The sequence below is a fragment of the Bordetella genomosp. 9 genome, from assembly GCF_002261425.1.
Classification (GTDB): Bacteria; Pseudomonadota; Gammaproteobacteria; order Burkholderiales; family Burkholderiaceae_B; genus Bordetella_C.
Window position 1 is genome coordinate 879,915 of the sequence record NZ_NEVJ01000003.1, and the last position, 13,826, is coordinate 893,740.

At 65.9% G+C, this 13,826-nt stretch carries 12 protein-coding genes; 3 read left to right on the forward strand and 9 right to left on the reverse strand.

Features of this window, described 5'->3' with window-relative positions; all coding sequences use genetic code 11:
• Window positions 1-49: 49 nt before the first annotated feature.
• The gene (locus CAL26_RS15110) at window positions 50-823 is read right to left on the reverse strand and encodes an SDR family oxidoreductase (protein WP_094847700.1); all 774 of its coding nucleotides are present in this window, start codon (window positions 821-823) and stop codon (window positions 50-52) included.
• A gap of 111 nt (window positions 824-934) precedes the next feature.
• Here CAL26_RS15110 and gmk point away from each other — a divergent pair, with 111 nt between their 5' ends.
• The 3 genes from gmk to CAL26_RS15125 are packed head-to-tail and all read left to right on the forward strand — an operon-like array spanning window position 935 to window position 4,161.
• Window positions 935-1,582 (forward strand): guanylate kinase, encoded by a 648-nt coding sequence (gmk, locus tag CAL26_RS15115; RefSeq protein ID WP_094849892.1) that lies wholly within the window; start codon window positions 935-937, stop codon window positions 1,580-1,582.
• Window positions 1,583-1,636: 54 nt separating this feature from the next.
• On the forward strand, window positions 1,637-1,840 hold the full coding sequence (rpoZ, locus tag CAL26_RS15120; protein WP_086065394.1) for a DNA-directed RNA polymerase subunit omega: 204 nt from the start codon (window positions 1,637-1,639) through the stop codon (window positions 1,838-1,840).
• Window positions 1,841-1,860: 20 nt separating this feature from the next.
• A complete protein-coding gene (locus CAL26_RS15125; protein ID WP_094847701.1) occupies window positions 1,861-4,161 on the forward strand; it encodes a RelA/SpoT family protein in 2,301 nt (766 codons plus the stop codon).
• 56 nt (window positions 4,162-4,217) lie between these two features.
• Here CAL26_RS15125 and CAL26_RS15130 read toward each other — a convergent pair whose 3' ends face one another.
• The 8 genes from CAL26_RS15130 to CAL26_RS15165 all read right to left on the reverse strand — a co-directional run bounded on the left by CAL26_RS15130 (window position 4,218) and on the right by CAL26_RS15165 (window position 13,826).
• Window positions 4,218-4,901, reverse strand: a complete 684-nt coding sequence (locus CAL26_RS15130) for a putative adhesin (protein WP_094847702.1) — start codon at window positions 4,899-4,901, stop codon at window positions 4,218-4,220.
• 168 nt (window positions 4,902-5,069) lie between these two features.
• Window positions 5,070-5,798, reverse strand: a complete 729-nt coding sequence (glnQ, locus tag CAL26_RS15135) for a glutamine ABC transporter ATP-binding protein GlnQ (protein ID WP_094847703.1) — start codon at window positions 5,796-5,798, stop codon at window positions 5,070-5,072.
• Window positions 5,795-6,454, reverse strand: a complete 660-nt coding sequence (glnP, locus tag CAL26_RS15140; protein WP_094847704.1) for a glutamine ABC transporter permease GlnP — start codon at window positions 6,452-6,454, stop codon at window positions 5,795-5,797. Before glnP ends, glnQ begins: the two co-directional genes overlap by 4 nt.
• A gap of 146 nt (window positions 6,455-6,600) precedes the next feature.
• Window positions 6,601-7,365, reverse strand: a complete 765-nt coding sequence (gene glnH, locus CAL26_RS15145) for a glutamine ABC transporter substrate-binding protein GlnH (RefSeq protein ID WP_094847705.1) — start codon at window positions 7,363-7,365, stop codon at window positions 6,601-6,603.
• A gap of 131 nt (window positions 7,366-7,496) precedes the next feature.
• Window positions 7,497-11,120: a hydantoinase B/oxoprolinase family protein gene (locus CAL26_RS15150; RefSeq protein ID WP_094847706.1), complete on the reverse strand. Its 3,624-nt coding sequence runs from the start codon at window positions 11,118-11,120 to the stop codon at window positions 7,497-7,499.
• Between the two features lie 123 nt (window positions 11,121-11,243).
• Window positions 11,244-11,765, reverse strand: coding sequence for a winged helix DNA-binding protein (locus CAL26_RS15155; RefSeq protein WP_094847707.1), 522 nt, complete (start codon window positions 11,763-11,765; stop codon window positions 11,244-11,246).
• 257 nt (window positions 11,766-12,022) lie between these two features.
• Window positions 12,023-12,886, reverse strand: a complete 864-nt coding sequence (locus tag CAL26_RS15160; RefSeq protein ID WP_094847708.1) for an ankyrin repeat domain-containing protein — start codon at window positions 12,884-12,886, stop codon at window positions 12,023-12,025.
• A gap of 169 nt (window positions 12,887-13,055) precedes the next feature.
• A complete protein-coding gene (locus tag CAL26_RS15165) occupies window positions 13,056-13,826 on the reverse strand; it encodes a TatD family hydrolase (RefSeq protein WP_094847709.1) in 771 nt (256 codons plus the stop codon).

The window sequence follows — 13,826 nt, forward strand, 5'->3', positions numbered from 1 at the left end:
GAGCACCGCCGCCGGCCCAGCCGGTGGCGAGCGTCGTCTTCCCGTCGCGTCAGCCGCGACCCAGGAACGGCATTTTGGTCGCCATGATGGTCATGAACTGCACGTTGGCATCCAGCGGCAGGGCCGCCATGGCCGCCACCGCCTCGCCCACATGGGCCACGTCCATGCGCGGCTCGGGGCGCACGGTATGGTCGGGCTGCAATACCCCCGCCACCATGCGGTCCGTCATGGGCGTCGCCGCGTTGCCGATATCGATCTGGCCGCAGGCGATGTCGTACTGGCGGCAATCCAGCGAGATCGACTTCGTCAGGCCGGTCACGGCGTGCTTGGTCGACGTATAGGCGATCGAGTACGGCCGCGGCGTGTGCGCCGAGATGGAACCATTGTTGATGATGCGGCCGCCTTGCGGTTGCTGATCCTTCATGATGCGGATCGCCGCCTGCGCGCACAGGAACATGCCGGTCAGGTTGGTATCGACGACGCTGCGCCAGGTCTCCACCGGCAGCTCTTCGATGGGCACGGCCGGCGCGCCCCGGCCCGCGTTGTTGAACAGCACGTCCAGGCGGCCGAACGACGCCTTGGTCTGCTCGAACAGATTGCGCACCGAATCCTCGCTGCACACGTCGGTCGGCACCGCCAGGGCGTTCCGCGCGTCGGCGCCGGCGGCCGCGCGCGTTTCCTCCAGCGGGTCGGCGCGACGTCCCGCCAGGGCGACGCGATAGCCTTCGGCCAGCAACTGCAGCGCAACGGCCCTGCCGATGCCGCTGCCCGCGCCTGTCACGACTGCAACCTTTCCCTCACCGCGCCTGCCGTTCGGATTCATCTCAGCCTCCTGTAGGAAAATACCCGCGCATCCTACTCCATGGCACCGCGCTGCGACGATTTGTTATCCTTTACACCCCGCGCGCGCCATGCCACCGAAACGCCGATAGAAATGCCTGCCTCCGGAACCCCCGCATCGCCTGGAAACGTTTTTATGGTCGTCGCGCCCAGCGGCGCCGGCAAGTCCAGCCTCGTGCGCGAGCTCTTGCAACAGGATCCGGCGATCCGCCTGTCCATTTCGTGCACCACGCGCGCGCCGCGCCCCGGCGAGCAGGACGGCCGGGAATACCGTTTCGTCAGCGTCGCGGAATTCGAGCGCATGCGCGACGACAACGCCCTGCTGGAGTGGGCGGAAGTCCACGGCAATTTCTATGGCACGCCGGTGGATGGCATCGCGCAGAGCACCCGCGACGGCCACGACGTGCTGCTGGAAATCGATTGGCAGGGAGCCCGCCAGGTCCGCCAGCGGTTTCCGGGCGCGATCGGGATATTCATCCTGCCGCCGTCCATCGACGAACTGGAAAGCCGCCTGAAGGCGCGGGGCCAGGATTCTGATTCGGTCATCGCGCGCCGGCTGCTGGCGGCCGGCGGCGAAATCGCCCATGCGCCCGAATGCGAATATGTTATTATTAATCAAGAATTTAGCGTCGCATTACAAGAGCTGACACAAATTGTCAATGCGGCCAGGTTGCGTTTCTCCTCTCAAGCCGTCCGCCACGCTCAGCTTTTTTCCCAACTGGGTATCTCGGCGCCCCACTGAGTCCAGGGCGCAACCTTCGGTATTCCATCAATTGTCGTATTTCAGGTGACCACTATGGCCCGTATTACCGTCGAAGATTGTCTGAACAACATTCCGAATCGTTTCACGCTGACCCTGGCCGCCACCTACCGCGCGCGCGAACTGGCGCAGGGCCATGCTCCCCGCCTGGATAGCAAGAACAAACCCACGGTAACGGCGCTTCGCGAGATCGCCAAGGGCATGACCGGCGCTGAAATGCTGCGGAAAGTGCCCACCTGAGCGCGGTCGGGAGGTGGCGCATGGCCTTCCCCGCACTGAAATCCGCCTCTACCGGCCTGCTCGCCGCGCTGCGCGCGGGCTCCCGCCTGGGCCGCCGGCCCGGGCGCAAATCCGGTAAAACCGGGCCGTCGCCCATCGCGGCGGCGGTCCAGCAGGCCGCGGAAACGCCGGCCTCCGCCCCCGTCGCATCGCTGGCCCCGCTGACGGAAATCATCGGCAAGTACCTGGAACCCAAGGACGTCGAACGGGTGCGCGAAGCCTATCGCTTCGCCGACCAGGCCCATCTGGGCCAGTTCCGCGCCAGCGGGGCGCCCTATATTTCCCACCCCATCGCCGTCACCGAAATCTGCGCGGGTTGGAAGCTGGACGCCAATGCGCTGTCCGCGGCCCTGCTGCACGACGTCATGGAAGACCAGGGCGTCACCAAGCACGAACTGGCCGAACGCTTCAGCCCCGAAGTCGCCGAACTGGTGGATGGCCTGTCCAAGCTGGACCGGCTGGACTTCGCCACCAAGGCCGAACAGCAGGCGGAAAGCTTCCGCAAAATGCTGCTGGCCATGGCGCGCGACGTCCGCGTCATCCTGATCAAGCTGGCCGACCGGGTGCACAACATGCGCACCCTGGATGCCGTGGCGCCCGAAAAGCGCCGCCGCATCGCCCGCGAAACGCTGGAAATCTACGCGCCCATCGCCCATCGGCTGGGCCTGAACCTGCTGTTCCGCGAACTGCAGGACCTGTGCTTCGCGGCCATGTATCCCAACCGCTACCAGGTGCTGTACAAGGCCGTGCTGGCCGCGCGCGGCAATCGCCGCGAAGTCATCAGCAAGATCGAGGACGCCGTGCGCGCCGCCCTGCCCGCCGCCGGTATCGAGGCGGAAGTCAGCGGCCGCGAAAAGACCCTGTACGGCATCTACCGCAAAATGGTGGACCAGAAAAAGACTTTCTCGGAAGTCCTGGACATCTACGGATTCCGCGTCATCGTGCATACCCTGCCGGAATGCTATCTGGCCCTGGGCACGCTGCATCAGCTGTATCGCCCGGTGCCGGGCAAGTTCAAGGACTACATCGCCATTCCCAAGGTGAACGGCTATCAGTCGCTGCACACGACGCTGGTCGGCCCCTACGGCACGCCGGTCGAGTTCCAGTTCCGCACCCGCGACATGCATCACGTGGCCGAAGACGGCGTCGCGTCGCATTGGCTGTACAAGAGCGCCGACGTTTCGCTGAACGACCTGCAGAAGCGCACGCACCAGTGGCTGCAGTCGCTGCTGGACATCCAGAGCCAGACCGGCGATTCCAGCGAATTCCTGGAACACGTCAAGGTGGACCTGTTCCCGGACGCGGTCTACGTATTCACGCCCCACGGCAAGATCATTTCGCTGCCGCGCGGGGCCACGCCGGTCGACTTCGCCTACGCCATCCACACGGATATCGGCAACCAGGCGGTCGCGGCCAAGGTCAACAACGAATTCATTCCGCTGCGCACGGAGCTATCCAGCGGCGATACGGTGGAAATCATCACGTCGCCGGCGTCGCGTCCCAACGCCCAGTGGCTCAATTACGTCCGCACGGGCCGCGCGCGCTCGGAAATCCGCCATTACCTGCGCACCGTCAAGTATGCCGAGTCGGTCGCCTTCGGCGAACGCCTGCTGACGCAGGCCCTGCAGGAACTGCATCTGTCGCTGCCGCCCGCCGACGATCCCGAATGGGAAAAGCTGGCGCGCAGCACCGGCGCCAGTTCGCGCGACGAAATCCTGGCCGATATCGGCCTGGGCAAGCGCCTGGCCGCCGTGGTGGCGCGGCGCTTCGCGCCGGAACACGAACTGATCGCCACCACCGCCGCCGCGGTGGACGAGATCACCGCGGCGCGCAGCGCGCCTATCCTGATCCAGGGTAATGAAGGCCAGGCGGTGCAACTGGCGCCTTGCTGCGGTCCGCTGCCCGGCGATCCCATCATTGCCGGCATGCGGCTGGGGCACGGGCTGGTCGTGCATACCGTCGACTGCCCCGTGGCCATACGCCAGCGGGCCCGCGAGCCGGAACGCTGGATCAGCGTCGCGTGGGACACGCAAACCGCCAAGCACCTGTCCACGCGCCTGGACATCGTGACCCGCAACGAACGCGGCGTCCTGGGGCGGCTGGCCGCGGAAATCACCGCGACCGACGCCAATATCGTGCACGTGACCATGCATGACGATGCCGTGGCCACGGTGTCGCTGCACGTCACCGTGCAGGTGGATAGCCGCAAGCACCTGGCGCAGGTGATCCGCGCGATCCGGCACGTGCCGCAGGTGCAGAAGATCGTCCGGGTGAAGGGCTGACCGGGGCAGCGCCCCCTGTCGACGCACCCGGGCATCGCCCCTTCCATCGCATCGTCTCATCGCACCATATACGGCGGCCTGACGAACTGCTGCAGCGACGGGTGGCGCCTGAGATCGCGGTCCCGCAGCGACCGGCAAAAAAAGCAATGGATCTTCGTGTACCGATGGCCTTGCGAACGCAGGTGCGCGAGCAGCTCGGATAGCAGCATGTGCTCGTAGGGCCCGTTGTCGTTGAGCTGCTCTATGGTGACGAGGTCGTAGCGCGGCAGGCACTCGATGATGTGATTGTAGTTCTCGCCCTTCCCTTCTCTGGGTCGTACCTGGATCTTGCTCAACTCGTAGTCCAGGTAGCCATGCCCCGATGAGCGTATCTCGTAGGGGCGAGCGGCGACCTGCTCCCGTATGAAAGCCTGGTCGACCAGGTGCGTATTGATGGCCGCGTAATCGGGCCCGTAGAAATGCAGGGCCATGCCCGGCGGCACGATGTGTCTTCTTCTGCGATCTTCCACGACGTGGCTGCCGTGGGACGAGATCACCAGTTCCGTATTTCGCCGGCCCTGCCACAGGACATAGCGGCCATAGTGCGTGCTGGACACATACTTGTCCGGCCGCGCGGAAACCGTGCGCGTGGATGCGGGGAAGGCCGTGGTAGGACGCGAAACGGGAAACGCGGTGGAAGGACGCGACGAAACCGGGAAGGTGGTGGTCAGGCGGGGCTTGAAAATGTAATGGCCAGGCATGCGAGAAATCCGTCTGTAGGGCTGGAAGCGCATATGGTGCGGGTCCTCCACACTGCGCAGAATGCGAAGAATCTGACGCAGCCACCACAATGCGCGTAGACGGCATAAAAAAAGCCGCTCGAGATCGGAGCGGCTTGGAGCTGGGAACGCGGGTTATCGGGATACGTGTCAGGCGACGTGCTGGAGAAAATCCTTCAGGCGCTGGCTGGGCGGGTCCGAAAGCAGCGCTTCCGGCGGGCCGTCATGCGCCACCTTGCCGCCATCGATGAATATCAGGCGGCTGCCGACGCGGCGGGCGAACTCCATTTCGTGGGTGACCACCACCATGGTCATGCCTTCTTCCGCCAGGTCGCGCATCACCTTCAGGACCTCGTGCCGCAGTTCCGGATCCAGGGCCGACGTGGGCTCGTCGAACAGCATCAGCTTGGGCTTGATGGCCAGCGCGCGGGCGATCGCGACGCGTTGCTGCTGGCCGCCCGAAAGCTCCGCCGGATAATGGCCCATGCGCTGGTCCAGCCCGACCTTGGCCAGCAGCGCCTCGGCTTCCTGGCGCGCCTGCGCCCGCGCGACGCCGCGGGTATGGACGGGGCCGAACATGACGTTTTCCAGCGCGGTCATCTGCGGGAACAGATTGAACTGCTGGAAGACCATGCCCGCCTCGCGGCGGATCTCGCGGATCTGCGCGGCATCGCCCTTGACGCTGAGCCCGTCGACCAGCAGATCGCCGTCTTCGATGGTTTCCAGCACGTTGATACAGCGCAGGAAGGTGGACTTGCCGGAACCCGAGGGCCCCACGACCACGACGACCTCGCCGGCCTCGATGTTCAGGGTGATGCCGTTCAGGACAGTGGACGCGCCGAAGCGCTTGATGACGTTTTTGAATTCAACCATGCTCATAGCATGCGCATCCTCTTTTCGGCGTACCGCAGACCCACGGCCATCAGGCCGGTGATGATCAGGTAGATGACCGCGACGGCGGACCAGATTTCGACCGCGCGGAAGTTGCTGGCCATGATTTCCTGGCCCTGGCGGGTCAGCTCGGCCACCCCGATCACGATGAACAGCGAAGAGTCCTTCAGGCTGATGATGCACTGGTTGCCCAGCGGCGGAATCATGCGGCGCACCGCCACGGGCCCGATGATGTGCGTCAGGATCTTGTGAAAGGGCAGCCCCATTGCCTGGCCGGCTTCCCTGAGGCCCTTGGGTACGGACAACAAGGCGCCGCGCACGATTTCGGCGATGTAGGCGCCGGAATTGATCATCAGCGTAATGATGGCGGCTGCCTCGGCGTCGATGCGCAAGCCGCTGGCGATCAGCGGCAAGGCAAAATAGATGAACATCACCTGCACCACGATGGGCGTGCCGCGGATCAAGGCGACGTACAGCAGCGCGATGGTGGCAAGAAAGCGCGGCGCGTAGGCGCGCGTGACGCCGGCCAGCGCGCCCAGCAGAAAGCCGCCGATCAGCCCCCAGGCGGTGATCTTGATCGTCATCACCGTTCCGTCGAGCAAATTGGGCAAGGCGGCCCAGATCACGGACCAATCGAAATTCACATGTTTCCCCTGAGATAGGAACCCGCGCCAGGGATCGGCGTAGCGATCGAGGCAGGCGGCGCAGCCGCGGCGGGTGAATCGGAAGAATCAGCGGGTCGCCGGAAAGAGGTGCGCGCGAGGCGCCCGGCGACCCGCCGGATCGTGGTTTATTGAGGCTTCTTGCCGAACCACTTGACGTAGATGGCGTCGTATTCGCCGTTGGATTTCAAGGTGGCCAGCGCCTTGTTCACCTCGGCGACCAGCGGGCTGCCCTTGGGAAAGGCGATGCCGTAGAAGTCGCCGCTCTTGACGTTGCCGACGACCTTCACGCGGCCTTTGCCGGCGGTGTTGGCGTAGTACTGGACATTGGGCGTGTCGTGCACGGCGGCGTCCACGCGGCCGGTGGCCAGTTCGAGATAGGCGTTGTCGATGTTGGGGAACAGCTTGAGCTTGGCGGTCGGGACGTTTTTCTGCATGTAGTCCACGGTGGCCGTGCCGGTCTTGACGGCGACGGTCTTGCCGCCCAGGTCGGCCGCGTTCTTGATATTGCTGTTGTCGGCGTTGACCAGGATGGACAGGCCGCTTTCGTAATAGGGATCGGAGAAATCGATCACCTGCTTGCGGTCGTCGCGGATGGTGATGCCGGCCAGCGCGGCATCGATGTTCTTGGTCTGCAGGCCCGGAATGATGCCGTTGAAGTCCATCGGCTGCAGCTTGTACTTCAGGTTCAGCTGCTTGGCGATGGCAGCCCAGAGGTCGACGTCGAAGCCCGTATAGGTGTTGCCCTGCTTGAACTCGAAGGGGACGAAGGCCGTATCCGTGGCCACCACCAGTTGCCGATCGCTGCCGCTCTGCGCGGCGGCGGGCGTGGCCATGGCGAACCAGGCAACCGACACCCCGGCCATCATCGCGGCGAATTTCTTATTGAGCATGTTCGACTCTCCTTTGTTGAGCTCCGCCCGGGATACGGGCTGCGAGGCGTGCCGCGGTTGGCGGCACGCCGAAGGAAAGGATCTTAACGCAGCCCAACCGTCCGTATCCGTGCGGATATGTTTCGGCGCCGTTAAATTTTGCCGAAACCGCCGCCTCCCGGGGTTTCGACGACGAAGACGTCGCCGGGCTGGAGCTCGGTGCTGTCCTGCGGTCCCAAGGGCTCGATCCGGCCGTCCGCGCGTTCGACGTAGTTGCGGCCGACCTCGCCCGGTTCGCCGCCGTGCAGGCCGAACGGCGCGTAGCGGCGGTTGTTGGACAGGATCGCCGCCGTCATCGTTTCCAGGAAACGCAGCCGGCGGACGCCGCCATCGCCGCCGCGATAGCGGCCGTGGCCGCCGGATCCATGACGGATCTCGTACGACTCCAGCCGCACCGGGAAGCGCAGTTCGAGCACTTCCGGATCGGTCAGGCGCGAATTCGTCATGTGCGCCTGGACCACCGATTGCCCCGCGAAGCCCTGGCTGATATCGGCGGGCGCGTCCACCCGCAACGGGCCCGCGCCGGTGCCGCCGGCGATGGTCTCGTAATACTGGTAGCGGGCATTGCCGAAGGTCAGGTTGTTCATGGTGCCCTGGCTGGCGGCCAGCACGCCCAGGGCGCCGTACAGGGCGTTGACGATGCACATGGACGTCTCGACGTTGCCCGCGACGACCGACGCGGGCGGGTTGGGACGCAGCATCGATCCTTGCGGCACGATGATCTCCAGCGGCTTCAGGCCGCCGGCGTTCAGCGGGATCTCGTCGTCGACCAGGGTGCGGAAGACGTACAGCACGGCCGCCACGGCGATCGCGCCGGGCGCGTTGAAGTTGTTGTCCAGCTGCGGCGACGTCCCGGTGAAGTCCACCACCGCGCTGCGCGCGGCCTGGTCCACCCGCACCGCGACGCGTATCACCGCGCCGTTGTCCAGGGGATACTCGTAGCTGCCGTCCTTCAGCACCGAAATGACGCGCCGCACGGCCTCTTCGGCGTTGTCCTGCACGTGCCCCATGTAGGCGCGCACGACGTCCAGGCCGAAGTGGTCGCACATGCGCAGCAGCTCCTGCACGCCTTTTTCATTGGCGGCGATCTGCGCCCGCATGTCCGCGATGTTCTGGTCGGGATTGCGGGCCGGCCATTTGCCCGAACCCAGGATGGCGCGGGCCTCCCGTTCGCGGAATTCGCCGTCGCGCACCAGTTGAAAGTTCGTGAAAAGAACGCCTTCGTCTTCCACGGTGCGCGAATCGGGCGGCATGGACCCGGGCGTGGTGCCGCCGATGTCCGCATGGTGGCCGCGCGATCCCACGTAGAACAGGATGTCGCGGCCGGCACGGTCGAATACCGGCGTGATGACGGTCACGTCCGGCAGGTGGGTGCCGCCGTGGTAGGGATCGTTGACGACATAGGCGTCGCCCGGCTTCATGCGGCCTTCGTTCGCGGTCATCACGGTGCGGATGGACTCGCCCATGGACCCCAGGTGCACCGGCATGTGCGGCGCGTTGGCGATCAGGTTGCCCTGGACGTCGAAGATGGCGCAGGAGAAATCCAGGCGCTCCTTGATGTTGACGGAGTACGCGGTGTTCTGCAGCCGGTAGCCCATCTGCTCCGCGATGGACATGAACAGGTTGTTGAACACCTCCAGCATGACCGGGTCGGCCTGCGTGCCTACCGCGCGCCGCTGGGGCCGCGCTTCGAAGCGCCGCATGACCAGATGGTCGCGCGGCGTCAATTCCACGCGCCAGCCCGGCTCCACGACGGTGGTCTGGTTCTTTTCGGAAACGATGGCGGGACCGTCGACCTGGTCGCCCGGCGTCATGTCGTCGCGGACGTACAACGGGGTGTCGCGCCAGGCGCCGCCGCTGTACATGCGCACCACGCGGCGCGCCTGCAGCGGTCCGGCGCGGCGCCCCTGCACGGGCGGTTCCGTCACCGGTTCGCCGCCGCCGGTGGCTTCCACCGAAATGGTTTCCACCACCAGTTCTCGGCCGGGCATCAGGAAGGAATAACGTTGGCGGTAGGCGGCCTCGAAATCGGCGCGCGCCTGGTCCACCGACGTAAAGGGGACTTCCAGCGCGGTATCGGTGCCGCGGTATTTCAGGTGCAGGCGGCGCTGCACGGCAATCGCCTCCTGCGCGACGTGCTGGCGCCGCAGCTCGGCGACGGCGTCGCCGGCCAGGGCGTCCAGCTCCGTGCCCAGGGCGGCGAACAAGGCGCCGTCCAGCACTTTTTCGACCGTCTTCTGGCGCATCTCCGTCTGGTCGGCCAGGCCCATGCCATAGGCCGAGAGGACGCCGGCGAGGGGATGCGCGAATACCGTGGTCATGCCCAGGGCATCGGCCACCAGGCAGGCGTGCTGGCCCCCGGCGCCGCCGAACACCGTCAAGGCGTATTCGGTCACGTCATGGCCGCGCTGCACGGAAATGCGCTTGATGGCCTCGGCCATATTGCCCACGGCGATTTCCAGGAAGCCTTCGGCCAGCTGTTCGGGCGTCATGTCGCGGCCGGTTTCCGCCTTGACGCGGGCCGCCATCGCACGAAAGCCCTGCTCCGCGGCGTCGCGGTCCAGCGGCTGGTCGGCACGCGGACCGAAGACCTGGGGAAAGAAATCCGGCTGGATCTTGCCGAGCAGCACGTTGCAGTCCGTCACGGCCAACGGCCCACCACGCCGGTAACAGGCGGGCCCCGGGTTGGCGCCGGCCGAATCCGGTCCCACGCGCAGGCGTGCGCCGTCGAAGTGCAGGATGGAGCCGCCGCCGGCGGCCACGGTGTGGATACTCATCATGGGCGCGCGCATGCGCACGCCGGCCACGCGCGTTTCGAACTCGCGTTCGAACTCGCCGGCATAGTGCGAGACGTCGGTGGACGTGCCGCCCATATCGAAGCCGATGATCTGCTTGAAGCCCGCCAGTTCGCTGGTGCGCACCATGCCGACGATGCCGCCGGCCGGCCCGGACAGGATGGCGTCCTTGCCGCGAAAGCGGTGGGCATCGGTCAGGCCGCCGCTGGACTGCATGAACATCAGGCGTATGCCGGGGAGTTCGCCGGCGACCTGTTCGACATAGCGCCGCAGGATGGGCGAGAGGTAGGCGTCGACCACGGTGGTGTCGCCGCGCGAGACGAACTTGATCAGCGGGCTGACTTCGTGCGACACCGAGACCTGCGTGTAGCCGATCTGGCGCGCCAGTTCGGCGGCGCGCTGTTCGTGCCGCGGCTCGCGCCAGGCGTGCATGAAGACGATGGCGACGGCGCGCATGCCTTCGTCATGGCGGGCCTGCAGGTCGCGCCGCAGCGCGGCTTCGTCCAGGGGTTCCACGACGTCGCCATTGGCGGCGATACGCTCGGCCGCTTCGACGACACCGTCATAGAGCATTTCCGGCAGCACGACGTTGCGGTCGAACAGCCGCGGACGATTCTGGTAGGCGATGCGCAGCCCGTCGCGGAATCCCCGCGTGGTCACCAGCAGCGTCCGTTCGCCCTTGCGTTCGAGCAAGGCGTTGGTGGCCACCGTGGTGCCCATCTTGACGCAGTCGACCTGGTCGGCGGGCACCGGTTCGCCCGGCGCCAGGCCCAGCAGCTTGCGGATGCCGGCCACCGCCGCATCGCGATACTGCTCCGGGTTTTCGGAGAGCATCTTGATGGTGGTGGTCGAACCGTCGGGACGACGGCCCACGATGTCCGTGAACGTACCGCCACGGTCTACCCAGAATTGCCACTTCATAGCGATTCCCATGCTGTTTGCCGGGGCGCGACAGGCCCCGCCGGAAGGTTGGTAATACGGAAAATACGCGGGCACGGATGGCCCCGCGCGGGGTTCGATGCCTGTGCCTTCTTGGCGCCGGCGCTAGAGCGAGGTGGCCGCCCGCGCGGCCTGGTCGTAGACGCCGGACAGCCCGCGCAGCAGGTTCGCCAGATCCTGCGAGAACTCCAGCCCGCTGCTGGCCGCGGGCAAGCCGTCGATCAGGCAGCGTTCGCGCACCTCGACGTAGCGGCCGATGATCTCGCTGCCCTTGGGCGTCACGGAATAGACGACTTCCTTGCCGCTGCGCTGCCCCTGCACCACGCCCAGCCGCTCCAGCTTCTTGAGCGAGTAGTTGACGATATGGGTGTCTTCGATGTTCAGGGTGAAGCAGATATCGGCCAGCTTCTTGCCGCGCTGCCGGTGATACACGTGATGCAGGACGATCACGTCGATCGAAGTCAGGTCCGGCAGGCCCGCGGCCGCCATGCAGCGCACGATCCAGCGGTTGAAGGCATGCCCGGCGATCATCAGGCCGAATTCGACGGCCGACAGATCGGGCGCGCGGTCCGACACCAGATGGGAAGAAGCCGCGATCAGGGACTTGGGGGCGTGGGTAGCGCTCATGTGCAGGCCTGTGGGGAAACGAAAGGACGCCACGCAGCGGCGATTCCGTCCGCACAGGCCGGCCCGGCGGGCCGGACGATCTGCGCGCACATGCACACCGCGATGCGATCACGGCATGATACTAATATTTCGTTGATAAATTATCAACGAAATATCAAATAAATCGGGTTTTCCCTAGACGCTGACGTACCGATGCCCTGCCGCTGGCTTCCGGCCGCGTCGCGGCCGGGGCTGGGACCGGGTATGGCGCTCTCGCCCTATTTCCGCGTGCTGGCGTCGGGATCCAGGCGTACGCCCTCCACGCCCTTGAGCGTGGGCGGGGTCGGGTCGACCGCGCCGGGCTGGGGGGGCGGCGGCAGCGCGCCTGTCGGCGTCGGCGCGGCGGCGGGCGCGGCGGGCGCAGCGGGCACGGTGGACGTGGGCGTACCGGCAGACGCCCCGCCCCCAGCTCCGCGCAAGGCCGCCATCCGGGCCGAGGACGCCTGGCGCAGTTCCGCGGCCAGGTCCTGGTGGTGGGCCGAGTCGGCCCAGGCGGCCGCATCCAGGCCCTGGGTATTGCGCATCGTCGGATCGGCGTCCGCCTTGAGCAGCAGGTCCGTCATCTCACGGCTGCCCGAAAGCCCCGCCATCATCAAAGGCGTCGTTCCGTCCGGCCCCGGCGCGTTGACGATGGCCTTATGGGCCAGCAGCAGCTTGGCCATCTCCATCTGGCCCTTGGACGCCGCATAGTGCAGCGGCGTCCAGCCCAGCCGGTTGACCTGGGCGCCGCGCGCGATCAGGGCCTTGGCGCGATCGGTCTGCCCCTGGATCGCCAGGTACATCAACGGCGTTTCGTCGTGGTCGTTGGCGGCATTGACGTCGGTGCGCCGGTCGGCCGCGAGCACGTCATACACCCGCCACGCGCCGTCGCGGACCGCCTGCATGATGGCGGGCTGGCCCTTGATGCGCGTGTTCGGATTCCAGCCCTGGCCCAGCAAGGCGCGCATGTCGTCGGCACGATCGTTGGCCACGATGATGGGCGCGTTGGCGGGGTTTTCGGCGTGGGACGCGGCAGGCGCGGCCAGCCCGATGAGCATCGCGGCCGACACCGAGGCGGGCATCATCACAAATTTTCTTTTCATATCAGCTCCTTATAGGCGGAAATGAAAGCAGGTTCTGAGGAGATGGACGGTCCCCTGGCGCGCGGTGACGCATGGGACGTGCCTCCGGCGGCCCGTGCGGCAGGGGCAGCGACATGGGCGGTCGCATGGGTGCCGGCACAGGCCGCGAAAACCTGAACCATATTCGAGATTACCGCTCTATCTTATTGAAAAGACAGAAAAAGTTCTCTGTGCTGGCATGCGCCACGTCGGCCACCGCCATGCCCTTCAGGTCGGCGATCTTTTCGGCGACGTGGATGACCTTGGACGGGTCGTTCAGTTTCCCCCGGTACGGCACCGGCGCCAGATAGGGTGAATCGGTTTCGATCAACAGGCGGTCCAGCGGCATCCGCGTCGCGACGTCGTGCAGCACCGCGGCGTTCTTGAAGGTGACGATACCGGACAGGGAAATATGGAAATTCAGGTCCATGGCCGCCTGCGCGACGTCCCAGGTCTCGGTGAAGCAGTGCATCACGCCGCCGACTTCCTCCGCCCTTTCCTCGCGCATGATGCGCAGCGTGTCCTCGGCGGAGGAACGGGTGTGGATGATCAGCGGCAGGCCCGCATCCCTGGCCGCGCGGATGTGCGTGCGAAAGCGCTCGCGCTGCCACTCCAGGGGCTCGCTCAGGCGGTAATAGTCCAGCCCGGTTTCGCCGATGGCCACTACCTTGGCGTCCGCTGCGAGCGCCACCAGTTCGTCGGACGACGGATCCTGCGTCGACTCGTAATCCGGATGCACGCCGACCGACGCCCACAGGTTGCGATGCGGCTTCACCAGTTCCATCAAGCCGGGCCAATCCGGCATGGCCACGCTGACGACCAGGGCATGGGTCACTTGATTGGCGGCCATGCGGTCCAGGATGTCGGGCAGGTTTTCCGCCAGCTCGGGGAAGTTCAAATGGCAATGGGAATCGACGTACAT